The organism is Verrucomicrobiota bacterium, assembly GCA_019247695.1.
Lineage (GTDB): Bacteria > Verrucomicrobiota > Verrucomicrobiia > Chthoniobacterales > JAFAMB01 > JAFBAP01.
Map to the genome: position 1 here is coordinate 1 of JAFBAP010000090.1, position 25,318 is coordinate 25,318.

Annotated in this window: 20 protein-coding genes; 16 read left to right on the forward strand and 4 right to left on the reverse strand. The window is 60.6% G+C overall.

Features of this window, described 5'->3' with window-relative positions:
* Positions 1-759: 759 nt before the first annotated feature.
* Together JO015_10220 and JO015_10225 are read right to left on the reverse strand one after the other, a co-directional pair.
* Positions 760-1,614: a UbiA family prenyltransferase gene (locus tag JO015_10220; protein MBV9999476.1), complete on the reverse strand. Its 855-nt coding sequence runs from the start codon at positions 1,612-1,614 to the stop codon at positions 760-762.
* Positions 1,615-1,689: 75 nt separating this feature from the next.
* Entirely contained in the window at positions 1,690-2,196 is a 507-nt protein-coding gene (locus JO015_10225; protein MBV9999477.1) for an 8-oxo-dGTP diphosphatase, read from the reverse strand.
* 740 nt (positions 2,197-2,936) lie between these two features.
* On the opposite strand from JO015_10225, the gene nuoD reads away from it, so the two are divergent.
* From nuoD to hpnJ, 16 genes are all read left to right on the forward strand, one after another.
* Complete coding sequence (gene nuoD / locus JO015_10230) at positions 2,937-4,187, forward strand: NADH dehydrogenase (quinone) subunit D (protein ID MBV9999478.1); 1,251 nt, start codon at positions 2,937-2,939, stop codon at positions 4,185-4,187.
* Positions 4,188-4,190: 3 nt separating this feature from the next.
* Positions 4,191-4,487 carry a hypothetical protein gene (locus JO015_10235; protein ID MBV9999479.1) on the forward strand — a complete coding sequence of 99 codons (297 nt, stop codon included), beginning with the start codon at positions 4,191-4,193 and terminating at the stop codon, positions 4,485-4,487.
* 5 nt (positions 4,488-4,492) lie between these two features.
* Complete coding sequence (locus tag JO015_10240; GenBank protein MBV9999480.1) at positions 4,493-4,987, forward strand: NAD(P)H-dependent oxidoreductase subunit E; 495 nt, start codon at positions 4,493-4,495, stop codon at positions 4,985-4,987.
* 6 nt (positions 4,988-4,993) lie between these two features.
* Positions 4,994-6,379 (forward strand): NADH-quinone oxidoreductase subunit NuoF, encoded by a 1,386-nt coding sequence (gene nuoF / locus JO015_10245; GenBank protein MBV9999481.1) that lies wholly within the window; start codon positions 4,994-4,996, stop codon positions 6,377-6,379.
* Positions 6,376-8,058 (forward strand): molybdopterin-dependent oxidoreductase, encoded by a 1,683-nt coding sequence (locus tag JO015_10250; GenBank protein ID MBV9999482.1) that lies wholly within the window; start codon positions 6,376-6,378, stop codon positions 8,056-8,058. Before nuoF ends, JO015_10250 begins: the two co-directional genes overlap by 4 nt.
* The gene (locus JO015_10255; GenBank protein ID MBV9999483.1) at positions 8,055-9,170 is read left to right on the forward strand and encodes an NADH-quinone oxidoreductase subunit H; all 1,116 of its coding nucleotides are present in this window, start codon (positions 8,055-8,057) and stop codon (positions 9,168-9,170) included. The genes JO015_10250 and JO015_10255 overlap by 4 nt, the downstream gene beginning before the upstream one ends.
* Before the next feature lie 44 nt (positions 9,171-9,214).
* Positions 9,215-9,745 (forward strand): NADH-quinone oxidoreductase subunit I, encoded by a 531-nt coding sequence (locus tag JO015_10260; protein ID MBV9999484.1) that lies wholly within the window; start codon positions 9,215-9,217, stop codon positions 9,743-9,745.
* Between the two features lie 7 nt (positions 9,746-9,752).
* Positions 9,753-10,256, forward strand: a complete 504-nt coding sequence (locus JO015_10265; protein ID MBV9999485.1) for an NADH-quinone oxidoreductase subunit J — start codon at positions 9,753-9,755, stop codon at positions 10,254-10,256.
* An 80-nt stretch (positions 10,257-10,336) separates the two neighbouring features.
* A complete protein-coding gene (gene nuoK, locus JO015_10270) occupies positions 10,337-10,654 on the forward strand; it encodes an NADH-quinone oxidoreductase subunit NuoK (protein MBV9999486.1) in 318 nt (105 codons plus the stop codon).
* A gap of 3 nt (positions 10,655-10,657) precedes the next feature.
* A complete protein-coding gene (gene nuoL, locus JO015_10275) occupies positions 10,658-12,448 on the forward strand; it encodes an NADH-quinone oxidoreductase subunit L (GenBank protein ID MBV9999487.1) in 1,791 nt (596 codons plus the stop codon).
* A gap of 6 nt (positions 12,449-12,454) precedes the next feature.
* Complete coding sequence (locus JO015_10280; GenBank protein ID MBV9999488.1) at positions 12,455-13,933, forward strand: NADH-quinone oxidoreductase subunit M; 1,479 nt, start codon at positions 12,455-12,457, stop codon at positions 13,931-13,933.
* A gap of 5 nt (positions 13,934-13,938) precedes the next feature.
* Entirely contained in the window at positions 13,939-15,378 is a 1,440-nt protein-coding gene (locus tag JO015_10285; protein ID MBV9999489.1) for an NADH-quinone oxidoreductase subunit N, read from the forward strand.
* Between the two features lie 125 nt (positions 15,379-15,503).
* The gene (locus JO015_10290) at positions 15,504-16,997 is read left to right on the forward strand and encodes a peptidyl-prolyl cis-trans isomerase (protein ID MBV9999490.1); all 1,494 of its coding nucleotides are present in this window, start codon (positions 15,504-15,506) and stop codon (positions 16,995-16,997) included.
* 287 nt (positions 16,998-17,284) lie between these two features.
* Positions 17,285-17,638 (forward strand): tetratricopeptide repeat protein, encoded by a 354-nt coding sequence (locus tag JO015_10295; protein MBV9999491.1) that lies wholly within the window; start codon positions 17,285-17,287, stop codon positions 17,636-17,638.
* Between the two features lie 30 nt (positions 17,639-17,668).
* Positions 17,669-19,219 (forward strand): methionine--tRNA ligase, encoded by a 1,551-nt coding sequence (locus JO015_10300; protein MBV9999492.1) that lies wholly within the window; start codon positions 17,669-17,671, stop codon positions 19,217-19,219.
* The gene (hpnJ, locus tag JO015_10305) at positions 19,216-20,721 is read left to right on the forward strand and encodes a hopanoid biosynthesis associated radical SAM protein HpnJ (GenBank protein MBV9999493.1); all 1,506 of its coding nucleotides are present in this window, start codon (positions 19,216-19,218) and stop codon (positions 20,719-20,721) included. The genes JO015_10300 and hpnJ overlap by 4 nt, the downstream gene beginning before the upstream one ends.
* Before the next feature lie 174 nt (positions 20,722-20,895).
* On the opposite strand, the gene JO015_10310 is transcribed toward hpnJ, so the two are convergent.
* Together JO015_10310 and JO015_10315 are read right to left on the reverse strand one after the other, a co-directional pair.
* Positions 20,896-24,009 carry a response regulator gene (locus tag JO015_10310; GenBank protein ID MBV9999494.1) on the reverse strand — a complete coding sequence of 1,038 codons (3,114 nt, stop codon included), beginning with the start codon at positions 24,007-24,009 and terminating at the stop codon, positions 20,896-20,898.
* Complete coding sequence (locus JO015_10315) at positions 24,006-24,602, reverse strand: biliverdin-producing heme oxygenase (GenBank protein MBV9999495.1); 597 nt, start codon at positions 24,600-24,602, stop codon at positions 24,006-24,008. Before JO015_10315 ends, JO015_10310 begins: the two co-directional genes overlap by 4 nt.
* Positions 24,603-25,318: the final 716 nt, after the last annotated feature.

Below are 25,318 nucleotides of genomic sequence, written 5' to 3' on the forward strand. Positions count from 1 at the left end.
CTCATCAAGGAAATTGCACGTCTGGGCGGCAGCGTGGACGCTTTCGTCCCGTCCTGCGTGGCCAAAGCCCTGGACGCGAAACTCAGATCCTAGGAAATGCCACAAATGCCACAAGTGAAAAAATGCCACAAATGGAAGAGGGTGTCGGGTAACGGGTAACGGGTAACGGGTAACGGGTAACGGGTAACGGGTAACGAGTAACGAGTAACGAGTAACGAGTAACGAGTAACGAGTAACGAGTAACGAGTGACGGGTAACGAGTGACGAGTGACGGGTAACGAGTGACGAGTGACGAGTGACGGGCGGTGAGACCCCACTGCCATTTAGTTAAGGACGGCAGGCCAGGTATTGCTTTCGTCCCGAAGGGACGGCTGATTTTAGCCAGGTACTTTAGTGCCTGTGCGGGCGTGCCCCCGGGGTTGCGTCCCCTCGGGACGCCTGAAGCGGCGCGCCGAGGCCAGGCGGGCGTCAACGCTGGGGAGCCGTTCGGATTTTTGGCGCCGAGGGTCGCACCGGGTTTGGCTGGCCGATTGGGAGTCGGCACCCTGCGGGCCAGCATTTCAGGCGTCCCGACGGGACGCGCTCCCTCTTAAATGCCCCGTCCAGGGACTGAAGTCCCTGGCTAACCTCAGCCGTCCCTGCGGGACGAAAGCGCCCCCCTCTACCGGCCCTTAACTAAATGGCAGTGGGGTCTCACCGCCCGTTACCCGTTACTCGTTACCCGTTACCCGTTACCCGTTACTCGTTACTCGTTACCCGTTACCCGTTCCTCAACACGTCCAGCGCGATGGCCACCACGAATACCAGGCTGACGAAAGCGTTGCTTTGGAAAAACGCCCGGTTAATGCCGGCCACGTCCAGCCGGGATGCCGCGCGATGTTCGTAAAACAGGGCCCCCAGCACCAGCACGAGGCTCGCGTGGTAAACGGACCCGAGGCGCGCGCTGATCCCAAAAGCAACCAGGCAGAGAAAAAGGGCGGCATGCATAGCTTGCGCGAGCCGCAGGCTTTGCGGCACGCCGTACCGGACCACCATCGAACCGAGCCCCCGTTGGCGGTCAAAGTCGTAATCCTGAATGGCGTAGATCAGGTCGAAACCGGCCACCCAGAAGAGCACGCCGGCGGCCAGAAAAACGGGAGGCCATCCAAGGCGCCCGTGGACGGCCAGCCAGGCCCCGACCGGAGCGACGGCCAAGGCCAGCCCGATGAAAAATTGGGTGTACGACGTAAAGCGTTTAGTCAGTGAATAGAAGAACACGATCGCCAGGGCCACCGGCGACAAGGCGAAGCAAACCAGGTTGATGAACCAGCAAGTGAGCACGAATGCCGCCGCCGGCACGATGACCAGCCCGATCGCCACTGGTTTGCTCACGAGCCGGTGACGTTCCGCCGTCCTCGGGTTGGCTTGATCAATCTCCCAATCCGCGACGCGGTTGAACGCCATCGCCGCCGTGCGCGCAAAGACCATGGCCAGCAAAATCAGCAGGAGCGTGCGCAGGCTTGGAAGACCATGCGCAGCGACCAGCATGGAACCGAGCGCGAAAGGCAGCGCAAAGACGGTGTGCGAAAACCGGATGAATTTCAGGATTCGACTCAGGAAAGAAGGCTGGCTCATGCTGCTATTTATGCTGCTGTAAATATACCCGGGACCGGCCGGCACTGTCATCGAAACGTCATCCGGCCTTTCAGCTCACCGCTTCCCAAGGTCCCTCGCACCCTCGTCCCACTCGATCAGGTAACTCAACATCCGCTCGCCATCGAAGAGGAAATAGCCTTGAAACCGCTCGCCGTTGAGGAGCTGTGAAAGCCACAGCCGGTCATCCTCCCACATCTCCCCGAACGGCAGGCTGTGAACGTCGAACCACAGCGGATCCGCTTCGGGTGTCGGCCGGGGATCGCCGTCGAAGCGGGTTGCCACGTACACCGTGCAACGCAGGCTGTACCCGTCCTGGAATTGGAAATTCAACCGCGCCCGGGGCTCGGGATCGAGCAAGGTAATCCGGAGCTCTTCCAATGCCTCGCGCTGGATCCCGGCCAGTTCGGTCTCTCCCGGTTCAAGCTTGCCCCCCACCCCGTTGATCTTGCCCGCACCCAACCCGCGCTTTTTGCGGATCATGAGGACCCGGTCGCCTTGCCGGACGAAACAGAGAGTAGCCAGCTCCCGAGGGGTCCAGTTTGACCAGGCGAAATGAGCCATCAACGCTCACAAAATTTGGCCGCCGGGACGGGTGGAAGTACGATTGCCGGGGCAGCCGGCCGGCTTTTTGTACGAGTGGCTGGTGCGTTCATCACCATCATTTTACTCCCCGCGCCTTCACGCCGGGGTTTCTCTTGATGCCCTTGGTGCAGCCGACTGTAAAGTCTCAGACGCGTTTCTTCCCTCATTTGATCGGCGTCGCAGGCACGCGCATCAGGCCGGGCCGGGTTCGCTCTGCTGTAAAGGCTATCACTGTTCTATTTTCCAGGTCTAGCGTAGATTTGTTTCCCTTGCATTCTCGACGTTCGAAGCCGCGGGAGTTAACCCGCGGGCAAACTATGACAGCCTTTGCCCCCTTTGCCTTGGCCGCTTGCGCGCTTTGTGCGGCCTTATACTTTCCGACAGCTGCCCGGAACGGGCTGCTGCCCTTAATTTCTACCGGCCGTAACGCGTGTGCCGCGCCTTCGGCCGGTGCCCGGCGCTTCTCAGGACCGGCTTTTCGATGGTCGATGAATGCCCGGCCGGGAGCATTCAGGCAAGTCAACCCCTTTCGCCGGTATACGCCGGTATAAAGTGACCAACGCAGTACCAGGGTTCACAACGAACAACGACGAACAACGAAGAATTCTCATAACCGCCTTTAGCGCCCGTGATGATTCGTGCTTGTGAAATATTTCACGAATAATCGCTTGCGGGTGCAAAGTGGCCAAACTTATCTTCCGATTGTTGTATTTGCTCCTATGCCAACTACGCGCGACATCGAAACGCCGGACACGCTGGCACGAACAACCCGATCCCTTGACGCCATCAATGACGCTGAGTTGCTTGGTGAAAAGCTTACCATCAACATGGGGCCGTCGCATCCGGCGACCCATGGCGTCTTGCGAGTGATTCTGGAGTTGGACGGTGAGATCATCACCAAGGCCGTGCCGGACCTGGGGTACCTGCATCGAGGCGACGAAAAAATTGCAGAGAACATGCAGTACAACCAGTTCGTTCCCTACACGGACCGGCTCGACTACCTGGCGCCGCTCGCCAACAATGTCGCGTATGCGCTTGCTGTGGAGAAACTCATGGACTGGGAATTGCCCCCGCGCGGCAAAGCCATCCGCGTGATCTGCTGCGAGATGGCTCGCATTTCCGCCCACCTGCTCGGGCTCGGAGCATTCGCCATGGACATCGGCGCGACCACCGTATTTCTGTACACCTTTACCGAACGCGAAAAGCTCTACAACCTGACCGAACTGCTCACCGGCGCCCGCTTCACCACTTCTTACACGCGCATCGGCGGCCAGACGCGGGACCTGCCCGACGGCTTCATCCCGGCTTTGCGTCGTTTTCTGGACGAGTTTGTACTGCAACTGGATGAGCTCGACCGGCTGCTTACCCGTAACCGCATCTTTGTTGACCGGACAAAAGACATCGGCGTGATCCGTCCGGACGACGCCATCGACTACGCCCTGAGCGGCCCGAATCTCCGGGGAAGCGGCATTGATCACGACGTCCGTAAGGCCCACCCTTATCTCGATTATCAAAATTACGACTTCGACGTGCCGATCGGGACCGTCGGCGATGCCTACGACCGTTACCTGGTGCGCATGGAAGAAATGCGCCAGAGCGTCAGGATTCTGCGCCAGGCGCTCGATAAACTTCCCTCCGGCCCCATCACCGTTCAGGACCCGAAGAACCTGCCCCCGCGCAAACCCGACGTGCTGATGAAAATGGAAGAACTGATCCATCATTTCATCATCCATACCGAAGGCGTGCACGCGCCCCCCGGGGAAGTGTACTTCGGGGCGGAAAACCCAAAGGGCGAACTTGGTTTTTACATTTACAGCAAAGGCGGCGGGGTACCTTACCGCCTGAAAATTCGTGCTCCCTCGTTCGTGAACCTGGGAATTCTGCCAAAGCTTTTACCTGGACACATGATGAGCGACGTGGTTTCCATCCTGGGCAGCCTGGATTTTGTAATGGGTGAATGCGATCGGTAGCGAATGCGAACCGTCCAGTCTATAACTGTTGCGGTTACGGTGACCGTGACCGGTCTGACGGGTTGTCACCGGCAGTTCACCAACCGCAACCTGGAGCAATTGCGACCGAACATTTCGCAAAAAGAAGTCGAAACCATCCTGGGTCACCCGGACCGGACGGAAAAGGTAGAGCTGGAACTTGAAACCCAAAAGAAAACGATGGCCATTACCCGCTACTATTACCAGCAGGACGGCCAGACCGTCGTGCTGCATTTTCAGAATGGTCTCTTGCTCAATCAGCCAAACCTACTGGAGCATTAACGGTCGTGGACATACCCGCGGAGCTTGAATCTGTGGTTGACGAGGTGATTACGCATTACCCCGTCTCCAAGCGGAGCGCCTCGTTGCCGTTGCTGCACCTGTTCCAGGAGCGCTTCGGCTACATCAGCGATGATGCCATCGTGTGGATCGCTCAAAAACTGGGGCTCGAACCGATCAACATCCTCGAACTCGTGACGTTTTACCCGATGATACGTCGCGAACCGGCCGGCAAACATCACATCCGGGTGTGCCGCACCCTCTCCTGCGCCATGGCCGGCAGCTACCGGTTGCTTGACACGTTTTGTAAACACGCCAACATCGACCCGGACCCCCATAACCATGAGGGCCACCTCCTGAAAAGTCCGGACGGCCGCTACAGTATCGAATTCGTGGAATGCCTGGCCAGCTGCGGCACCGGCCCGGTTTGCATGATCAACGACGATTTCTATGAAGCGGTGTCCGACGAGGAGGTTCCGCAACTGCTGCAGAACTACCCGTAGCCATCCATGGGTTCCGTCATCCGCACCCCGCATCCGCGCGAAAAGCGCATCGTCTTTAAGAATATAGACCGTCCGGGCTACACGCCCGACATCGATCGCTATTTTGCCGATGGCGGTTACGAAGAGCTGCGCAAAGCCTTCACCATGAAGGCGCCGGACATCGTGGCCGAGGTTAAAGCATCCGGTCTGCGCGGCCGCGGCGGCGCCGGATTTCCATGCGGGGCCAAATGGGGATTCATTCGTCCCGGCGAGACCAAGCCGGTTTACCTGATCTGTAACGCGGATGAATCCGAGCCGGGGACCTTCAAGGATCGCTACATCATCCACCAGGACCCGCACCAGCTGCTGGAAGGCATGATCATCTCGTGCTACGCGGTGAATGCCCGGCTGGCTTACATCTATATCCGGGGCGAATTCCCGCTCGGGGCGAGGATCCTGGAACGGGCGTTGGCGGAAGCGCGTGCGGATGGCTTTTTAGGCAAGAACATCCTGGGCAGCGGCTTCGACCTGGAAATCTACGTTCACCGGGGGGCGGGCGCTTACATTTGCGGCGAGGAGACCGGCCTGATCGAGTCGCTGGAGGGCAAACGCCCATACCCGCGCATCAAACCCCCGTACTTCCCTGCGGCGCTCGGCCTCTACATGGCGCCGACGATCGTGAACAACGTCGAGACGCTCTGTAACGTAAAACACATCCTCAGGATGGGCGGCGCGGAATACGCCAGGCTGGGCCGGCCGAATAACACCGGCACCCGCGTCCTCTGCGTGAGCGGCGACGTGCAGAAACCCGGGTACTACGAACTTGAGGTGGGCGCCGTCACGCTGGGCGAGTTAATTCATGATATTTGCGGCGGCCTCAAACCGGGGCGCAAGCTCAAGGCCGTCATCCCGGGCGGCAGCTCGGCCAAGGTGTTGCGGGCCGGGGAACGCTACAAGCTCAAGGCCAAGCAACCCGACGGCTCCATGTCGGAGCGCGAGATCGGCATCGAAGAAATCCCCATGGATTTCGATTCGCTCGCCGCGGTCGGTTCCATGGCCGGTTCCGGCGGCGTGATTGTCATGGATAATTCGCGCGATATGGTTTGGGCGCTCAACAACATTAACGAATTTTACGCCCACGAAAGCTGCGGCCAGTGCACCCCCTGCCGCGAGGGCTCGCTGTGGATGAAAAAGCTGACCGAGAGAATGCTCGACGGCGGAGCTGCGCCCGAGGATCCCGACACGCTGAAAAGCGTGGCCGACAATATCGCCGGCCGGACCATCTGCGCCTTCGGTGAGGCTTGTGCCTGGCCGACGCAGAGCTTCGTGGCTAAGTTCCGCGACGAATTCGCCGGCTACGCCTCGCGGAACGTTCCTGCGGGCGGCGACGGTAATGCAGAAAGCCATCCATGAGCGATCCAGTTCCTCTTCTTAACGTTCAGATTGACGGCGTCTGGCACCAATTCCCAAAAGGGACCCGCGTGATCGAGGCGTGTTCCCAGGCCGGCAAATTTATCCCGCGCTATTGTTATCACCCGAAACTCAGTTCCCCGGGCAACTGCCGGATGTGCCTGATCGAAATGGGCATGCCCAAAATGGGGCCGGATAAAAAACCTGAACTCGGCCCGGATGGCAAACCGGTGATCAACTGGATTCCACGCCCGCAGATCTCCTGTGCCCAGGATATCGCTGAAGGCATGGGCGTTCGCACCGATTCACCCCTTACGCGGGAGTGCCGGAACGGCGTGATGGAGTTCCTGCTCATCAATCACCCGCTGGATTGCCCGATCTGCGATCAGGCCGGTGAATGCCAGCTCCAGGAATTCAGCGTCGAATACGGCAAGGCAGGTTCGCGGTTCCTGGAAAACAAGGTCAAAAAGCCGAAGCGGATCGCCCTTGGTCCCCGGGTGACCCTGGATGACGAACGTTGCATCCTCTGCTCCCGCTGTATCCGGTTCATGAAAGAAGTGGCCAAGGACGACGTCCTCGGCTTCGTGAGCCGCGGCGGCCACACCTACCTGACCGCCCACCCGGGGCGGCCGCTCGACAGCAATTACTCGCTCAATACGGTTGACATCTGCCCCGTCGGTGCGCTGACCTCTACCGATTTCCGGTTCAAAATGCGCGTCTGGTTCCTGAAGGAGACCAAGAGCGTCTGCACCAGTTGCGCCACCGGCTGCAACACCGTGATCGGCGCGCGCGAAGGCATCATTTACCGCCAGACCCCGCGCGAAAACGACGACGTCAACTCGTCCTGGATGTGTGACTACGGCCGGCTTAATTTCCATCACGTCAATTCCGAACACCGCCGCGCCGCGCCGCAGATCCGGCTCAACGGCGCATTGGAAACCGCGGATTGGGGTCCGGCCATCGTCCGGGCCGTGGAGGAACTCCGCCGTTTCCGGCCCGACGAGATCGCGGTGATCGCCTCGGCCCGGATGACGAACGAAGAACTTTGGCTGGCTCGCCGCCTGATCGAGGCGCTCGGTAGGCCGCGCCACGACGTCGTGCCGCACTGGGGTGAAGGCGATGACCTGCTGTTGAATGCCGATCGCAACCCCAACACGATCGGCGCCCAACTGCTCGGCGTAACCGGTGAACGCCCGGGCGACAAGCTGGCCCCGATCGTCGCGAAGGTGCGCTCCGGTGAGATCAAGGCCGTGCTTGCCCTGCAGGAAGATCTGCTGGAAGCGGGCTTTACCGCCGCCGACCTCACCCGGCTCACGTTCCTGCTCGCCCTCAACACCCTGCCGAACCCTACGGTAGAGGCCGCTACGGTCGTTCTCCCCGGGGCGGCTTTCGCCGAAAAGCGCGGCTCGATGATCAACGTCAAGGGGCGGCTGCAGCGGTTGAATCGGGCCATCCCGGCCCCGGGCGACGCGCACGACGATTGGGAAATCCTGCGTGACCTGCTCAATCAACTGTCCGGAGCCGACGGTCTCTACGTCATTGAGGACGTCTTCAAACAGATCGCGGGTGCGGTGCCGGAAATGCGCGGCTTGAGCCTGAGCAGGATCGGCGACCGGGGTTACCAACTCGAGGACGTCGACGAAGCGCCTGCCACGCCCGCGCCGGAGCCTGCGCACCTATGACCGACGTCCTCTTTGCCATTGCCATCTCGCTGGCCAAAACCCTCGGTCTGATCTTCCTGGTCGTGCTGCCGATGGTGTCGTACACGGTCTACGCCGAACGGCGCGTGAGCGCGATGATCCAGGACCGGATCGGCCCGAACCGCGTCGGCCCGCTCGGCCTCCTGCAGCCGATCGCCGACGCACTCAAGCTGCTGCTCAAAGAGGATTTCACCCCGGCACACGTAAACAAGTTTTATTACTGGCTGGCGCCCGCCTGCGCCATGGCGCCCTCGATGATGGCGCTGGCCGTGATCCCTTTCGGCAGCCAGATCTGGGGACAACCGATGGTCGTGGCCAATGTCGACATCGGCGTGCTCTGGGTCTTCGCCGTGTCATCCCTGGGCGTCTACGGGATCGTCCTCGCCGGCTGGTCGTCCAATTCCAAGTACCCGTTTCTCGGCGGGATCCGCTCCAGCTCGCAGATGATCTCCTACGAGCTGTCCCTGGGGCTTTCCGTCGTTCCCATTTTTCTCCTCTGCGGGACGTTGAACCTGCCGAAAATCGTCGATTATCAGATCCATCACGGGTGGCTGATCTCCCCCTTCTGGCTGAAAGGATTAAGCCCGGATGGGATTCTGCACTCGTTCGACTTGTGGAAGCTGCTGCTCTGGATCCCCCTCTTCAGCGCCTTCATCGTCTTTACGGTCTCGATGTTCGCCGAGACCAACCGCTTGCCCTTTGACCTGCCCGAGTCCGAAACCGAGCTGGTCGGCGGTTACCACACCGAATATTCGTCGATGAAGTTCGCCTTGTTTTTCCTCGGCGAATACGCGGCCATGATCACCGGTTCGGCGGTGATCGTCACCCTGTTTTTCGGCGCCTGGTACGTTCCCGGAATCCCGGTCAGCGTCGCCAACCCGTATTCGGTCTGGGGCGTGATTCTCGGCCTGGTCCATATCACCTGCTTCTTTGCCAAAGTCGCGCTTTTGCTATTCTTTTTTATCTGGGTGCGCTGGACGGTACCGCGGTTCCGTTTTGACCAGCTCATGCACCTGGGCTGGTATTACTTTTTTGAGATTGCCCTGGTTAACATCCTTCTCATGGCGATCATCCTGGCAGTGATGCCTAAATAGAAGACTAGGAGAGTAGGAGAGTAGGAGAGTAGGAGAGAGTTTTTATGGCTTACGTCGTTTCCCGCCCCAAGCTTACCCTGGCCGAAAAGGCTTACCTGCCTGCGTTGATGGCCGGTCTGGGCATCACCATCAAGCATTTCTTCAACGTCCTCAGCGGCAGGCGCAAGGTGACCATGCAGTACCCCGAAGAAAAGTGGGATTCGCACCTGCCTCCGTATTATCGCGGGGCGCCGACGCTGGTGAAGGATGAGCACGGTCGCGAACGCTGCGTGGCCTGCCAGCTTTGCGAATTCATCTGCCCGCCGCGGGCCATCAAAATCAAGCCGGGCGAAATCCCGGAAGGGAGCCGCTGGCGCAAGGTTGAAAAGTTTCCGGAACGATTTGAGATCGACATGATCCGGTGTATTTACTGCGGGCTTTGCGAAGAGGTCTGCCCCGAGCAGGCGATCTTTCTACGGAAAGATTACGCGATCACCGGGCTGAGCCGGGCGGAGATGGTGCACGACAAGGAGAAGCTGTACGAGCTTGGCGGCGTCATGACCGGCTTGGTCCATAAATGGAACGAAAAGAAATAATCGCCCGATGGCTCCGGCGCTCTTTTGGACGTTCGCAGCGATCATGCTCGTTTTCGGGTTGCTGGTGGTGGTCAGCCGTAACCCGGTGGCAAGTGCGCTCAGCCTGGTCGCCTGTTTTCTCGGTTTGGCGGCCCTGTACTTTTCGCTCGACGCCTCCTTCATCGGCGTCATCCAGATCCTCGTCTACGCCGGCGCGGTGATGGTGCTGTTCCTGTTTATCATCATGCTGTTTGACCTCAGGGTGGAGGCGCGGCGCAAGATGAACGTTTCCGCCGTGTTTGGCGGGGTCGTGGTGGTGACGCTATTCATGAGGGTGCTGTTCGACGTCGCGTACAGTTTTCAGAACGGCAATGCCGCTTTTCCGGCGATCGAGCGCCGGCCTGAGGGCGACGCCTGGCACATCGGCATGACGCTTTTTCAAACGTACAACCTGCCCTTTCAGGTTATCGCCACCCTGGTGCTGGTCGCTTCCATCGGCGTTGTCCTGCTCAGCAAACGCGAGCTCAAGTGAACCACCGTTCCAGCGCCAAAGCGTGACAGAACGCCCGACACCCGCCACCCGTCACCCGACACCCGCCACCCACCCGTCCCATGGTCACCCTTAACGACTACCTGCTCGTCAGCGGCCTCTTGTTCACCATCGGGTTTGCGGGCGTGATGCTGCGGCGCAACCTCATCATCATTTACATGGCCCTGGAACTGATGTTGAACGCCGCAAACCTTTCGCTGGTCGGCTTTTCCCGCTTTAACATCCAGAATAACCTGCCGGATTTTAACGCGCAGGTTTTCGTCTTTTTCATCATCACCGTTGCCGCCGCCGAAGTGGCCGTCGGCCTCGCCATCATTGTGGCACTCTACCGCGCCCGGCAGACCACCCACGTGGAAGATCTCACCTCGCTCAAATTTTAGGTTATGAATCCCCTTCCCTGGATCATCCTGTTCTGCCCGCTGGTGGCGGCGGCCGTCATTGCCCTGTTTACCCGGCGGCTGCCGAAGTTGAGCTCTTATCTGTCGGTTGCAGCCGTGGCCGTTTCGTTCCTGGCCGCGCTCCCCGTGTTTGCCGGTCCGGATCAAACCGGCGGCTTCAATTGGGTTGACGTGGGCAGTTTCCGGATACCTTTCGGCTACCTGATCGACGGCTACAGCAAGATGATGCTGCTGGTGGTGACCGGCGTCGGGCTGCTGATCCACATCTACTCGATCGGTTACATGGCGGATGATCGTGGCCGGTCCCGCTACTTTGCCGGCCTCTCGTTGTTCATGTTTTCGATGCTCGGCATCGTGCTCGCGAATAACTTCGTCATGATGTTTGTGTCCTGGGAGTTGGTCGGCGTCAGCTCCTACCTGCTGATCGGGCATTGGTTCGAGCGTGCCTCGGCTGCGGATGCGGCCAACAAGGCGTTCCTGGTGAACCGGATCGGCGACTTCGGTTTCATGCTCGGGATCCTGATGATCTGGAGCGCTTCGGGCTCCCTGCTTTTTACTGACCTTGCCTCGAAGTGGGCCGGCTTGAACTTGTCGCCGGCTTACCTGGCCGCAGCGGCGCTCCTGGTGTTTTGCGGGGCGGTGGGTAAGTCCGCCCAGTTTCCCCTGCACGTCTGGCTGCCTGACGCCATGGAGGGTCCGACGCCTGTGTCAGCCCTCATCCACGCTGCGACAATGGTGGCGGCAGGCGTTTACATGCTGGCCCGGGTTTTCTTCCTGTTTCAAGCGCAACCCGCCACGCTCACCGTGGTGCTGACGATCGGTCTCATCACCTCCCTGCTTGCAGCCCTGATGGCGACCCAGCAGGACGACATCAAGCGGATCCTCGCCTACTCAACGCTTTCTCAGCTCGGGTTGATGGTCGCCGGGGTCGGGTTGGCCGTGCCGCAGGCCGCCCTGTTTCACCTGTTCACCCACGCCTTTTTCAAAGCACTCCTGTTCCTGGGCGCCGGTTCGGTGATCCACAGCCTCCATCACGAGCAGAACATCTGGCGCATGGGCGGCCTGCAACACAAAATGCCCGTCACTTTCTGGACGTTCGCTCTCGCCACCCTGGCCCTGATCGGCTGCCCGCCCTTTGCCGGTTTCTGGAGCAAGGACAGCATCGTGGCGGCGGCGTTTGCGCGGCAACCGGTCATCGGGGGCGTCGTCTCGGTGGTCAATTTTTTCACGGCCTACTACATGACCCGGCTCTTCGTGGTTGCGTTCCTCGGCCACGCCCGATCGCAGAATGCCGAGCATGCCCACGAGTCTCCTCCGGTCATGACGCGGCCGCTCGTCGTGCTCGCGATTCCCTCGGCGTTCATCGGGCTGCCGTTCGTGGCCCCGCTGTTTCTTCCTTTCCTGGAACACGAGGCCGTGGCCGCCCTCGCCATTCTCGTCTCGCTCGCGGTCCTGGTTGCAGGTGTCCTGGCGGCTTTTGCCCTTTACCGTGACCAGGACAGCGATTCGATCCGCATACCGCTGTTCGAAAACCGATTTTACATCGACCAGTTCTACAACCGCCTCGTTCGCTGGACCCAGGACGCGCTGGCGGCAACTTCGGCCTTCGTCGATCGCTGGATCATTGACGGCGGCATCATTCGCGGGATGGGCGGCGTCACCTGGGGCTTTGGGTTTGCCCTCCGGTTTCTTCAGATCGGCAACCTGCAGGCGTACGTCTTCCTGTTCGGGCTCGGCGTCGTGCTTCTGCTTTACCTGGTGTTATTCGCCTCTTAACTAGTGATGAACTTTCTCGTCCACCTCACCTACCTTGCGCCGCTGCTGGGCGGGCTTATCATCCTTGCCGGGGCGCCGCCGCGCCGGACGGCTCTCGGAGTCGGCATCCTGGCTGCCGTGGCGGCCACCATCCTTTTCCTGGGGTACGACTATCACCGGGGTGGCTATCAGTTTCTCTCCAGCTTGAGCTTAGTACCGGCGTGGGATCTGAAAATTCTGGCCGGCGTGGACGGTTTGAACGCCACGATCCTGTTCCTGACCTCCATCGTCGGCTTCGCCGCCGTCTGGATGTCCCCCGCCCTGGCCGAGGGACAACGCCCCTACATGGCCTGCGTCCTGTTCATCGCTGCCGGTGCAGCCGGCGCGTTCGCCTCGCTCGATCTGTTCTTCTTCTATGCGTTTCATGAGTTGGCGTTGATCCCGACCTTTTTGATGATCGGCATCTGGGGGTCCGGCAGCCGGCAGGCCGCCGCCTGGAAGATCACGCTTTACCTTTCCACCGGCAGCATCATCCTCCTGGTGGGCCTCATCGGCCTTTACCTGCTGCCGGCTCCGGATCAGCGCACCTTCGACATCCCCAAACTCCAGCATCTCGCCGCTACGGGCGTCTTCGACGGCCCAGGCTCGCGCACCGTTTACCTTCTGTTGCTGGTCGGCTTCGGCATCCTGGTCTCGCTCTTTCCATTTCATACCTGGGCGCCCCCGGCGTATGCCTCCGCGCCGGTACCCGTGGCGATGCTGCATGCCGGCGTACTGAAGAAATTCGGGTTGTACGGCCTGTTGCGTCTGGCCCTGCCCTTGATGCCCCATGCCGCCCAGCATTGGACCTGGCTGCTCCTCATCCTTTTGGCCGGTAACCTCCTCTTTGTGGGTTTGGCGACGATTGCCCAGAAACAACTCGATCTGACCCTCGGCTACTCGAGCGTCATGCACATCGGCTACATCTTTCTCGGCTTGGCGAGTTTTAACCTCATCGGCGTGACCGGCGCGACCTTGCTCATGCTCGCGCACGGCCTTTCGATTGCGGCCCTGTTCGCCCTCAGCGGCGAATTGCGCAAACAGACCGGGACGCTCGAATACCGCAACCTGGGCGGCTTGGCCCGAAACATGCCGGTGCTCACGGTGCTTTTCGGCTTTTGCGTATTCGCCCTCATCAGTCTACCGGGATTCGCTAACTTCGCCTCCGAACTACTGGTGTTGTTCGGCGCCTTCAGGAACTCCACCCCCGGCGCCGCCCTCAACCGGTTCCAGATCGTCGGCGTCATCGGACTCTGGGGCGTCGTGATCTCGGCCGTTTTCATGCTGCGCGCGTACCGGGCGATCTTTTTCGGGGATCGTCCCTCCCGCTGGCAGAACCTCAAAGACACGCCATTGTCAGTCACCTGGCCGGTCGGGGTGCTCGTCGCGGCCCTGCTCTTTTTCGGGTTCGCCCCCCAAACGGTCGTGCAGGCCGTTGAACCGGCCCTCCGGCTCTTCGTGAAATAACCGCTATGCCCTCTTACCTCGTCGAACTCCTGGTTCTCGTGCTCGGCCTGGCGCTGTTGCTGGCCGAGTCGTTCTTCCCGGCCGGACAGCGGCGCGATGTGCTCGCCGGCGTCGGCATAATCGGGCTGGCTGTCGTTTTCCTCCTGCTTCAGTTCGTGCCGTTCAGCCCTTCGGGCAGCCCCTCCTATGTCTCTGATGCGCCGGCGCTTTTCTTCAAGAAGTTCGCCGTTCTGACCACGATCGTCGTTCTGATCATGGCCTTGGATTACTCCGAAACCATCCGGCGCTTTATCCATGCCGCCACGCCGCAAGCGGGCCTGGGCGAGTACTATTCGTTACCCATCCTGACCTGTGCCGGGATGATGTGGATGGCGTCGGCCGCTGATTTCATTCTTATTTTCGTGTCGCTCGAACTGGTCACCATCTCCTTCTACATCCTAGTGGCGTACATGCGGCGCAACGCCGCCTCCCTCGAAGCCGGGGTCAAATACCTCATTCTGGGCGCCCTCTCGACCGGCTTCATGATTTACGGCATCACCTGGATCTACGGTATCACCCGCCAGACCAACCTCGGAGCGATCCAGCAGGTCCTGCCGAGCATCGCTCCGGTTAACCAGCCGGGATTGCTTTTCGGTGCGCTGCTGGTCCTGGTCGGGCTTGGCTTCAAAATCGCCGCGGCTCCGTTTCAGTTCTGGGTGCCCGACGTTTACCAAGGGGCGCCGACGCCGACCACGGCATTCCTTTCCGTCGGTTCGAAGGCGGTCGGGTTCATCGTCCTGCTGCGCGTCGTGCAATCGCTGCAGTCGCTGCCTTTCGTGGCGAACAAGGTCGTCCTGGCATTGGTGCTGCTGGCCGCCGCAACGCTGGTCTACGGTAACATGGCCGCCCTGCCGCAGACCAACTTCAAGCGGCTGCTCGCTTACTCCAGCATCGGGCACGCCGGTTATCTGCTCATGGCCGTCGCCAGCGTCGGCGTGCAGGATGCCGGCCGGGCGGTGGTCGTCTACCTGGCGGCTTACCTGCTGATGACGCTGCTCTCTTTTCTTGTGCTGATCAATGTGGCCAACCATTCCGCCGGTGATGACATCGCGCATTTCAATGGCTTGGCGCGGCGCTCACCGTTTCTCGCCTTCAGTCTGCTGGTTGCAATGATGTCGCTGGCCGGGGTGCCGCTGACGGCGGGTTTCCTGGGCAAATTCATGGTTTTCAAGGTCGCCTTCGAATCCCGGCAGTTCGTGTTGCTCGTTCTCGCCGTCATCACCGTCGGGTGCGGCTTTTACTATTACCTTAAAGTGGTGCGGGCCATGTATTGGCAGGCGTCATCAACCGGGGACGCGTCAATTATCAACCTGACCCCGTTGTCCACGGCCACCATGGCGGTGCTGCTGGTGCTGATCTTTGCCCTCGGCATCTTCCCGCAACTCGCCCTCGGACTCCTGCGGTAACCGGTTGTCTTCCGCACCCGCTACCCGCTACCCGTTACCCGCTACCCGTTACCCGTTACCCGTTACCCGTTACGAGTTACTCCTTGCGCGCCGGTGCGCCAGAAGGCATTTTCGATTCCTTCTGTATGTTGGAAACGATTCGCAAACGCCAACGCGCGCTCCTTACCATCATCACCGTCGTCGTGATTGTCGCCTTCGCCTGGTTTTACAATCCGGCCACGTTCCGGCGTGGCGGGATGGGCATGACGGGCCAACTCGGCAAAGTCAATGGGCACGTGGTAACCATCGAGGAAGTCCAGAAACTCGAGCGCGACCTCAACGTGGCCATGCAGCTGGGTCTATACGATTTGCCCAGCCAGCTCGCCACCGACGGCCGGAGCCGGGATGAACAGGTGGTGAGTTACGTTTGGAATCTCTTCATCCTGAGGGATGCCGCGGCTCGCCTCGCCCTGGACCCGACCCCGGACCAGGTCAAGGATGCCGAGAAAAAGCTGGCTGCCTTCCAGACCAACGGCCAGTTCGACGGCAGCAAATACCAAAAGCTCGTCGAGACCCTGAGGGGGGGCGGGCTGAGCGCGGCCGATATCGACACGGTGGTGACCGACAATCTCCGGCTGCAGAATCTGAACAGCCTGCTGCGTCCTGTTGCTCAACTCCCGGAGGCAATGTTCAAACGCGAATACGAATTCGCGAACCTGAAGATGCACATCGCGGTCATCGCGTTTAAGCGCGCTGATTTCGAAAAAGGTATTCAGATTACCGACGCCGAGATTAAAAAGTATTACGACGACCAGAAAGATCATTTGCAATCCCCGGAGAAGCGCAAGATCGCGCTGGTCTCTTTCACGCTGAAGGACGACCAGAAGAATCTGACCGGCGACAAGCGCAACGAAGCGATCAGACCTTTGGCGGAACAGGTCGAGGCGTTCGCTCAACCTCTCCTCGATAAGCCCTCGGAATTCGAAAAGGTTGCGCAACAGAAAGAAGTGCCTGTCCTGACGACCGGCTTGTTTACCGAGAACCAGCCCGATCCGCTGATCTCGGCCGACCCGGCCATCACCCGCGAAGCGTTTAATCTTACCAAGGAAAACCCGGTCAGTGATGTCATCCAGGGCGAGAACGGCTTTTATATCATCAAGCTGGTGCAGATTGAGCCCAGCCATCCGCTGACCCTCGAACAGGCCAAAGACCAGATCGTTTCTGCCCTGAAGCAGGAAAAGACGACCGCTGCGATCGACGCAAAAGCCAAAGAGGTAGAGCACAAGATTGCCGACGACACCAAGGGCGGTCTGGATTTCGTTCAGGCCGCTGAAAAGGCCGGCTACAAACCCGAATTGCCGCCGCCCTTTGCCTTGAGCGAAGCAAACGCCAGTGACCCGGTGGCCCACGCCCTGGTTGCTAATCGGGTGGAACTCGAGCCGGGTGAAACGTCCCGGCTGCTTCAGGACGCCGACGGTGCCATGCTGGTTCACCTCGTCGGGCGCGACCCCCTCGATCCCGCCAGGTACGAAGAGGAAAAGAAACAGAAATACCCGCTGCTTGATGAGCGCTTCGCCAGCGGGATCACCCGCGAGTGGTTGAGGGTGGAACAGCAGAAAGCCGGGCGCCCGCCCATCTAGAAAATGCCACAAATGGAGGAGGTTTCGAGTGTCGAGTGTCGGGTGTCGGGTCGAATGCCACGCGTGACCGGCATCTCTATCTGTGACATTCTGCTTACCACGCCGGTGACGTTCCTTGATCCCTCAGCCATGTAATCTCAGGAAGAAGGGCTCCAAATCAGGGGCTCTTCCCTTCGTGGCATTACACCCGCCACCCGCTCTTCATTACCCGTTACCCGCCACTTCTTCATTTGTGGCATTTTTCCGCTTATGGCATTTGTGGCATTCTTCCGCTGTGGCATTTTCCTATGGACGAGATCCCGGCTTCGGTAGAAACGATTTTTGACGACGCTAATGGCGACCTTGCCGTCGGAGATCTGGAGGCGGCGATTGAGAAATACCGCCGATGCGTCGAGATCGAGCCGGCCTTCTTTGACGGCTGGCATGCGCTGGGCATGGCGTTGATGAAAAACGGGCGTTTCCCCGAAGCCATTGTTGCAGGGCAAAAGGCCGTCGAGCTCCGCCCGAACGATCAGCTCGCCTGGTCCAGCCTCTCTTTATTTTACGTCCGTAACAACCAGATCAAGGAAGCGGAAGCCGCCGGCGTCAAGGCGCGCATTTTATCCTGGGGCGGCAAAATCGCCAAGGAACCGGACCGCTAAGGAACCGCCAGCACCTTTTTTAATCACCTCGTGAAATATTTCGTCACCACCGCCATCGATTATACCAACAGCGGTCCGCATATCGGTCACGCCTATGAAAAGGTGCTCGCCGACGTGATCGTGCGTTACCAACGCCTGACCCGAGGCGCCGGAAACGCCTTTCTTTTGACCGGCGTCGACCAGCATGGCCAGAAAGTTCAGCAGGCTGCCCGCAGACAAAATATCGAGCCGATGCAGTTTGCGCAGCAGAACACCGACGAATTCCTGCGCCTTTGGGACCTGCTGGAAATCCGAAAAGATGGCTGGGCCGCCACTACAGACCCGCGCCACAAGCGCGCCGTCCGAACGGTGCTCGCGGCGTTGCTTGAAAAGGACGAGCTCTACAAGGCCAAGTACACCGGCTACTACAGCGTCCGCCAGGAACAATTCCTGACCGACAAGGACCGCGACGAACGGGGCGAGTTCGGTCCGGAGTGGGGCGAAGTTGCTTACATTGAGGAAGAGAACTGGTATTTTCGGCTCAGCAAACACAGAGACTGGCTTCGAGCTTACGTTGAGCGCCACCCGGAATTCGTTGCCCCCGCCTTCCGGCATGCGGAACTTCTGAACGCCATCGATCGGCTGAGCGGCGACTTGTGCATTTCCCGTCCCAAGGAACGGTTGTCCTGGGGTATTGAGTTCCCGTTTGACCCCGACTACGTGACCTACGTCTGGTTCGACGCGCTGCTGAATTACGTGACGTTCGCCGGGTATCTCGCCGAACCCGGCTCAGGCCTGCCCGATTTTAGGGAACTCTGGCCCTGCCAGGCGCACGTCATCGGTAAAGACATCCTGATTCCCGCACACGGCATCTACTGGCCGGTGATGCTTCACGCCATGGGCTTTCCGGATGAGCAGATGCCGAAACTGCTCGTGCACGGCTGGTGGAACATGGCAGGCGCCAAGATGAGCAAGAGCCTGGGGAACGTGGTCGACCCATTTGACGTCATCCAGAAATACGGCACCGATGCGCTCCGTTATTACCTCATGCGGGACATTGTGACCGGCCAGGACGCCGACCTCAGCCTGGAACGCCTTCTCGTCCGGTACAACACCGATCTTGCCAATGATCTCGGCAACCTGGTTAACCGCACCATCAACATGAGCCGGCGTTACCGGCAGGGCCGCCTGGCGAAGCCCGCTGCCTTCAACCCGGGGACAGATGCGCTGCGCGACCTGAGCGCCACCATCGTTGACCGGTATCACCAGGCTTTTCAACAACACCTGGTACACGCTGCCCTCGAAGCCGTCTGGGAACTCGTCGGCGAGGCCAATGCCCTGGTGGAACGCAAGGCGCCCTGGAAGCTCGCCAAGGAACCGGAGCAGGCCGCTGAGCTCGACGCGGTGCTTTATGCCCTGGCGGAAACCTGCCGGTTGCTGGCTGCACTCATTTCGCCGGTAACCCCGGGCGCCTCGCGCAAGATTCTCGCCCAGTTGCAGGCCGAAACCATGCAGGAACTTGCCTGGGGCAGCTTACCTGACCAACACCAACTGGGTGCACCCAGCCCGGTGTTTCCCCGCGTTCAGATCCCCGCAGAATGACTTCCGGACCCGAGACCGCACCTACCCTCTTTCTTAACCCGCCCTCCTATCGCGGGTTCGACGGCGGTGCGGGCTCCCGTTACCAGGCCCGGCGCGAGGTCCGGTCCTTCTGGTACCCGACCTGGCTGGCGCAACCGGCCGCGCTGATTCCAAACAGCCGGTTGGTGGATGCCCCGCCTCACGACCTTGACTCGGCAGCGGTACTCCGTATCGCCCGCGATTACCCGCACGTGGTCATCCATACCTCAAGTCCGACCCTCGCAGGTGACGCAGCGCTCGCCGAAAACATCAAAAATCAGCGACCCGACGCAAAGGTCGGTTTTGTCGGTGCGCACGCGGCCGTGCTGCCCGAGGAAACCTTGCGGGCTTCCGAGGCGATTGACTGGGTGGGCCGTAAAGAATTTGATTTTACCTGCCGCGAAGTTGCCGAGGGACGGCCGTTGCCACAGATCACCGGCTTGTCGTACCGCGGTGACGACGGCCGGATTCACCATAACCCGGAGCGCGAGCTCATCGCCGATTTCGATCGCCTGCCCTCGGTTATGGATGTCTACCGGCGCGACCTGGACATTTCGCGTTATTTTATCGGTTACCTCAAGCACCCTTACGTGTCCCACTACTCCGGCCGGGGCTGCCCCGCCCAATGCACTTTTTGCCTTTGGCCGCAAACGGTCGGCGGTCACCGGTATCGGGCGAAATCCCCTGACGCGGTTGCGGCCGAGATGGTCCACGCGCGCCGGCTCTTTCCGCAGGTAAAAGAGTTTTTTTTCGACGACGACACCTTTACGGCTTACCAGCCGCGTGCCCGCGAGATCGCGCTCCGGCTCGGCCGGCTGGGCCTCACCTGGAGCTGCAACGCGCGGGCCAATGTCAGCTATGAAACGTTGAAAGTGATGCACGATCACGGCTTGCGCTTGTTGCTCGTCGGCTACGAGAGCGGCGACCAGCAGATCCTCGACAACATCAAGAAGGGCGTCCGCCTTGAAGAGGCTAAACGGTTCACGCACGACTGTCACCGGCTCGGGATCACCATCCATGGCACCTTCATCCTCGGTCTGCCGGGCGAAACCCGGGAAACGATTCAGAAAACGATCGCCTTCGCCAAGTCGCTGGACCTGTTCTCCATCCAGGTGAGCCTCGCCGCTCCCTACCCCGGCACCGAACTGTATCAACAAGCGTTACGGTCCGGCTGGTTGAAAACGGATGGACATCTCGTGGGAGAGGCCGGAGAACAGCTTGCAGCCCTTGAATACGACGGCTTGTCCGAACAAGAAATCTTCAAGGCGGTAGAAGAATTCTACAAACGCTATTATTTCCGGTTGCGACCCGTCAGCCGCATTCTCTGGACCATGCTGCGCGACCCGGACGTGATGAAACGCCGGTTGCGTGAAGGTTGGGAATTTTTCGAATTTATGCGCCTGCGCAGTCACACGGCGGGAAAGCAGGAATCATCCGCAGAACACGCAGAAAAGAGAAAACGTCCACAGATTGACACAGATTAAAAGGATCCCGGCGGCAACTCTAAGGCCGACACTCGCACCACCCCCCACGATGCCACTCCGAACTCCGAACGCCGAACTCTGTCCCCCTCTTCCCGCCGTGTTCGCCGTGTTCGCCGTGTGAACTCTTACGTTGTGCCCGCTCTCTTCCGCCGTGCCCGCCGTGTGACCCAGACCCTACCTACCCACACCGGCCAGCCAGCGTTCCAGCACAGCCCTCAGTTCGAGCTCCCGGACCGGCTTTGTCAGGTAATCATCCATGCCCGCCGCCAGGCACTTTTCGCGGTCTCCCGACATTGCGCTGGCCGTCAGGGCAATGATCCGGATGGGTTGATGCCATGGACACCGTTCCGGTGCGTCTCGTTCGAGCGCGCGGATCGCCGCCGTCGTTTCATAGCCGTCCCGGTTCGGCATTTGCCCGTCCATGAGAATCAGGTCGTAGGGAACTCGCTTCAAAATCTCCAGCACTTCCCCGCCGTCCGCCACGGCGTCGGCCGTGTAACCCGTCTTCCGTATCAAGGCCAGGATGACTTTCTGGTTGATGACGTTGTCCTCGGCGACCAGAATTCGTCCCTTCTGCGGCTTGGCGATCTGGTTGCCTGCCGGCAGGACCGGCCCGGACGACGTGCGGCCGGTGACATCCGCCAGGCAATCGAACAGAAGCGATTGCTTGACGGGCTTGTTCAGCTGAGCGTCGATGCCGGCTTCTTTAAGCATTTCGGCCTTTGGCGCGTGCACCAACGACGTCAGCCCAACCAGCCGGGTCGACCCGATCGCCGGATCGGACCTGATCAAACGAGCCAGCGTAAGGCCGTCCACTTTCGGCATTTGCACGTCCAGCAACGCCACGTTGAAGGGCTTTCCGGCACCTGCCGCCTTTCGTAAGAGCTTCAGGGCCTCGTCCCAGCCCTTCGCACTCTCCGCCTGCATACCCCAGTCGGTAATCTGGTGCTGCAGGATGCTGCGCACCGCAGCGTCATCATCAACCACGAGCACCCGCAGCTCGAATCGCCCGCGACGCGTCAGCGCCGCGGGAAGGCCGGGTCGGCTGTACTGTGGCTTCTCAAATTGGGCGGTAAACCAGAAAGTGGACCCTTCGCCGGGCTCGCTCCGCAGGCCGATCTGACCGTGCATCATCGCCACCAGTTGCTTGGAGATCATCAGCCCCAGACCCGTGCCGCCGTATTTGCGCGTTGTCGAGACATCGGCCTGGCTGAAGGCCTGGAACAGGCGAGTCTGAGCTTCCGGCGAAATCCCGATCCCGGTATCCTGCACGCTGAATCGCAACACCGCATGCGTCTGAATCTCGCTCTCGAGCGAAACGTGCACGACCACCTGGCCGCGGTCGGTGAATTTAGCCGCGTTACCCACGAGGTTAACAAGAATCTGACGTAACCGTCCCGGGTCGCCGCGCAATCGAGACGGCACGCCCCGGGCGATGGCGCTGGCTAACTCGAGCCCTTTACGGTACGCCCGTTCGGCCAGCAGGTCTAACGTACCTTCAACAGTTTCAATTACGTCGAAGTCGACAATTTCCAGCGAAACCTTGCCCGCCTCGATCTTGGAGAAGTCCAGGATGTCATTGATGATGGTCAGAAGGGATTCGGCACTGTTGCGGATGATCTGCGCAAGCTCGCGTTGCTGTGAGTTAAGTGTTCCCTCCAGCAGCAAACCCGTCATGCCGATCACGCCGTTCAGCGGGGTACGGAGCTCGTGGCTCACGTTGGCCACAAACGCGCTCTTGGCGCGCGCACTCGCCTCCGCAGCCTCTTTCGTTATCGCCAGTTCAGCCGCACGTTTCCGCTCAAGTTCGCCCCGGATCGCGCCTGAGAGGGTATTGCGCAGCTCCGTGGCGCTCTCAAGCTCTACGCCGGTCCACGCCGGCGATTGCGAGTCGACCGTCTGCTTCCATGCTTCAAACGATTTCCGCGGGCTGATTCGTATCCCGTCAGGTCCGAAGGAAGCAGGTTTGTCGGGGTCCCCGCCCCAGGTTACCGTCCGGACCACCTCCGGACGGAGCCAGCAGGCGTAGCAGGCCTGCTCCGGGAGGAGCCGCACGGCTAACAGGCCGCTCGCTACCGATTTCCACCCGCGGGCCGGCGGGTAAATCATCGGCAGGGTGTGAGTCGCGAATACCGGCTCCGCTTGGCTGGCTGACAACCAATCCCGGAGTTCCAATAGCGTGCGGTCGTCCGGCACGGACCCCAGCGTCGTGATCTGATCCGCAAACAGCACGACCGCACCAGTCGCTTCGATGAAATCCAACAGGTCCGGCCGGTGCCGGGTCAGCCCTTCCGCAAAATGGCCGGTGCTGGCGATTGCCTCGAGAAAATCGGACAGCATCTTGGTCCGCGCCGCCCGGTACTCCTGCGCAGCAGCCGTCGTGCGCACCGCGATCTGAGCCGCCGTCACCTCGCCCAGCAACTGGCAGTCCTGCCGCGAGGCGAAGTCAATGAACTTCGGGCTGCTGTGATGGCAGGCGATCAGACCCCAGAGTTCTCCATCGATCACGAGCGAAATGGTCAGGGTGGCGGCCACGCCCATGTTGTAAAGGTACTCGAGGTGAACCGGTGAGACGCTGCGCAGCACGCACCGGCTCATGTCGAGGGGCGGCTCCGGATCGCGCGTGAGAACCGGTATCGGCACGTAAGACGCATCGGCGATGAGCCGCACCCGGTTCAGTCTATAGAGTTCGCGCGCCTGCGCCGGGATGTCGGAAGCCGGGTAGCGCAACCCGAGGTAAGACGCAACGTTTTCGTCCCGGTCCTCGGCAACCACTTCGCCGCTCCAGTCCTCCAGAAACCGGTAGACCATCACACGGTCGTAACCCGTGAGGCGACGAACTTCTTGTGCTGTGACCCGGCACACGTCCGCGACGGTCGGCGCGGTTTGAACCGCCAGGAGGGCGCTGCGCACCGGCAAAATGGATCCGCCGGCCCGGCCGGCTTCCAATTCCAGAATAAGATTACCTTCAGCCCGATGGATGATCCCGTCCAGGCTTTCACCCGGCCGGGACCGCAGGCGAATCGGTAAAGGATTGCCGATCCCGGGGTCTTCCATCCGTGCCGCCTGTTCCACGGCGCGCGCCGAGGAGTCCTCGAGCATCGGCCCGAGCGGCTGGCCCAGAAGGGCGTCCGGACCACGGCCAAGCACCTCCGCGGCATTGGCGCTTACCTGAACTACCGTATGGCCGGGACCGCGTAGAACCAGCAGGAGCCCGTGGGGCTGCACGCGACCGGGCTGGTGAATCGGCTCCCGGGCGCACGCCGTTAAATCTAGGGATGGGTTCATGGTCCTTCGAAACCGGACGCCGTGACGTCCGGAAAAAGCCAACGCTCAAACGTTTGAAAGGTCTGCAATGCCGCCTCGGCGATAGCATCCGTACTTTGCGCCGGCCAGCGCTCGAGCACCTGCCGGAAAGCCTTCCAGCGTGCGGCGACCTGACGAGGACCAGCGCCATAAAAGAAGGCGACCCCGTTCTCGGGAGTCACTCCCAAGCGTGCCTGAAGTCGCGGTGCCACGACCTGGCCACCCAGCGCCGCTCCCTCAAGCACATAAAGGGCGCCGAGCGCCTGCGCGGCGCCGGTCAGATCCGGCAGGCTTCTGCAAAGCGGCATCATCGCAAGCGCGTTTTCAGAAAAACCCAGCGCCGACAGGTCCCTGACCAGCAAAGCGGTCCTTGGCTGGGGCTCGAATTGCCGGGGGAAGTCCGGCGTGCTTGCGAGCACCGCGAGGCGCGTCTCCATCGGACGGTAAAACCCAAGAAATTTGGCCAGGAGCATTCCATAACCCGCACGGGAAATAGTCTCGAGCGCACCGGTTAACCTGTCTTCCAGGATTTGGTGGGCGGGCCGCGTGGTTTGTCGCAGCAACGAAAGGCACATGATCAAGGGCTTACTTTCCGTGCTCCGCGCAGGCCGGGGCGCGCTTGCGACAGCTCGAGTTTTCTATCAAAATCATACTTTCAAGATGAAAGACAACCACGCCATGAATGCCAACGCAAGTGCTGTCTGCGGCGCACGTTCCGCCGCCGGCTCTCTTTCCCGTCAAGGCCGGCCGTGGTTGGTGGGGAATTACGGCCCTTTGCCGCCTCCGCCGCTTGGACGGCGTGCGGCTTGATGGCGCGGAAAGGTCAGAGAAGACCGCCTTCTGCTCTCGAACGGGGACAGGTCCCGCGCACAGGGACATGCTCTCGTCTCGAACGGGGACAGGTCCGCTTCCCCCAGTGAAGCGCACAGGGACAGGTCCCGCACACAGGGACATACTCCCGAACGGGGACAGGTCCGCTCGTCAGGTCCCGCAAACGGGGACAGGTCACAACGGCGCTGAGTTACGGGCGTTCCGGCCGCTACGCGTTGGGCCTTCACCCATTTCCTCCCGCGTCGAGGCACCCCATACCAATAGGGACAGGTCACAAGGGCGGGTCAGGCCTGAGCCGTTCAGCGGGGCCGCACGAATGGGGACAGACCCCATACCAATAGGGACAGACCCCATACCAATAGGGACAGGCCCCACGAATGGGGACAGACCCCACGAATGGGGACAGACCCCAATGGCGCTATGATGGCGCTATGAGGAATGCCGCGCCGCACGATCTCAT

What these genes read in the sequence shown, in the direction of transcription:
- JO015_10225 (MBV9999477.1), bottom strand. Translation starts at nt 2,196, where the DNA reads ATGGCTCATTTCGCCTGGTCAAACTGGACCCCTCGGGAGCTGGCTACT.
- JO015_10220 (MBV9999476.1), bottom strand. Translation starts at nt 1,614, where the DNA reads ATGAGCCAGCCTTCTTTCCTGAGTCGAATCCTGAAATTCATCCGGTTT.
- JO015_10250 (MBV9999482.1), top strand. Translation starts at nt 6,376, where the DNA reads ATGAGCGATCCAGTTCCTCTTCTTAACGTTCAGATTGACGGCGTCTGG.
- nuoK (MBV9999486.1), top strand. Translation starts at nt 10,337, where the DNA reads ATGGTCACCCTTAACGACTACCTGCTCGTCAGCGGCCTCTTGTTCACC.
- JO015_10315 (MBV9999495.1), bottom strand. Translation starts at nt 24,602, where the DNA reads ATGTGCCTTTCGTTGCTGCGACAAACCACGCGGCCCGCCCACCAAATC.
- JO015_10260 (MBV9999484.1), top strand. Translation starts at nt 9,215, where the DNA reads ATGGCTTACGTCGTTTCCCGCCCCAAGCTTACCCTGGCCGAAAAGGCT.
- nuoL (MBV9999487.1), top strand. Translation starts at nt 10,658, where the DNA reads ATGAATCCCCTTCCCTGGATCATCCTGTTCTGCCCGCTGGTGGCGGCG.
- JO015_10285 (MBV9999489.1), top strand. Translation starts at nt 13,939, where the DNA reads ATGCCCTCTTACCTCGTCGAACTCCTGGTTCTCGTGCTCGGCCTGGCG.
- JO015_10290 (MBV9999490.1), top strand. Translation starts at nt 15,504, where the DNA reads ATGTTGGAAACGATTCGCAAACGCCAACGCGCGCTCCTTACCATCATC.
- JO015_10255 (MBV9999483.1), top strand. Translation starts at nt 8,055, where the DNA reads ATGACCGACGTCCTCTTTGCCATTGCCATCTCGCTGGCCAAAACCCTC.
- JO015_10310 (MBV9999494.1), bottom strand. Translation starts at nt 24,009, where the DNA reads ATGAACCCATCCCTAGATTTAACGGCGTGCGCCCGGGAGCCGATTCAC.
- JO015_10295 (MBV9999491.1), top strand. Translation starts at nt 17,285, where the DNA reads ATGGACGAGATCCCGGCTTCGGTAGAAACGATTTTTGACGACGCTAAT.
- JO015_10235 (MBV9999479.1), top strand. Translation starts at nt 4,191, where the DNA reads ATGCGAACCGTCCAGTCTATAACTGTTGCGGTTACGGTGACCGTGACC.
- hpnJ (MBV9999493.1), top strand. Translation starts at nt 19,216, where the DNA reads ATGACTTCCGGACCCGAGACCGCACCTACCCTCTTTCTTAACCCGCCC.
- nuoF (MBV9999481.1), top strand. Translation starts at nt 4,994, where the DNA reads ATGGGTTCCGTCATCCGCACCCCGCATCCGCGCGAAAAGCGCATCGTC.
- JO015_10265 (MBV9999485.1), top strand. Translation starts at nt 9,753, where the DNA reads ATGGCTCCGGCGCTCTTTTGGACGTTCGCAGCGATCATGCTCGTTTTC.
- JO015_10280 (MBV9999488.1), top strand. Translation starts at nt 12,455, where the DNA reads ATGAACTTTCTCGTCCACCTCACCTACCTTGCGCCGCTGCTGGGCGGG.
- nuoD (MBV9999478.1), top strand. Translation starts at nt 2,937, where the DNA reads ATGCCAACTACGCGCGACATCGAAACGCCGGACACGCTGGCACGAACA.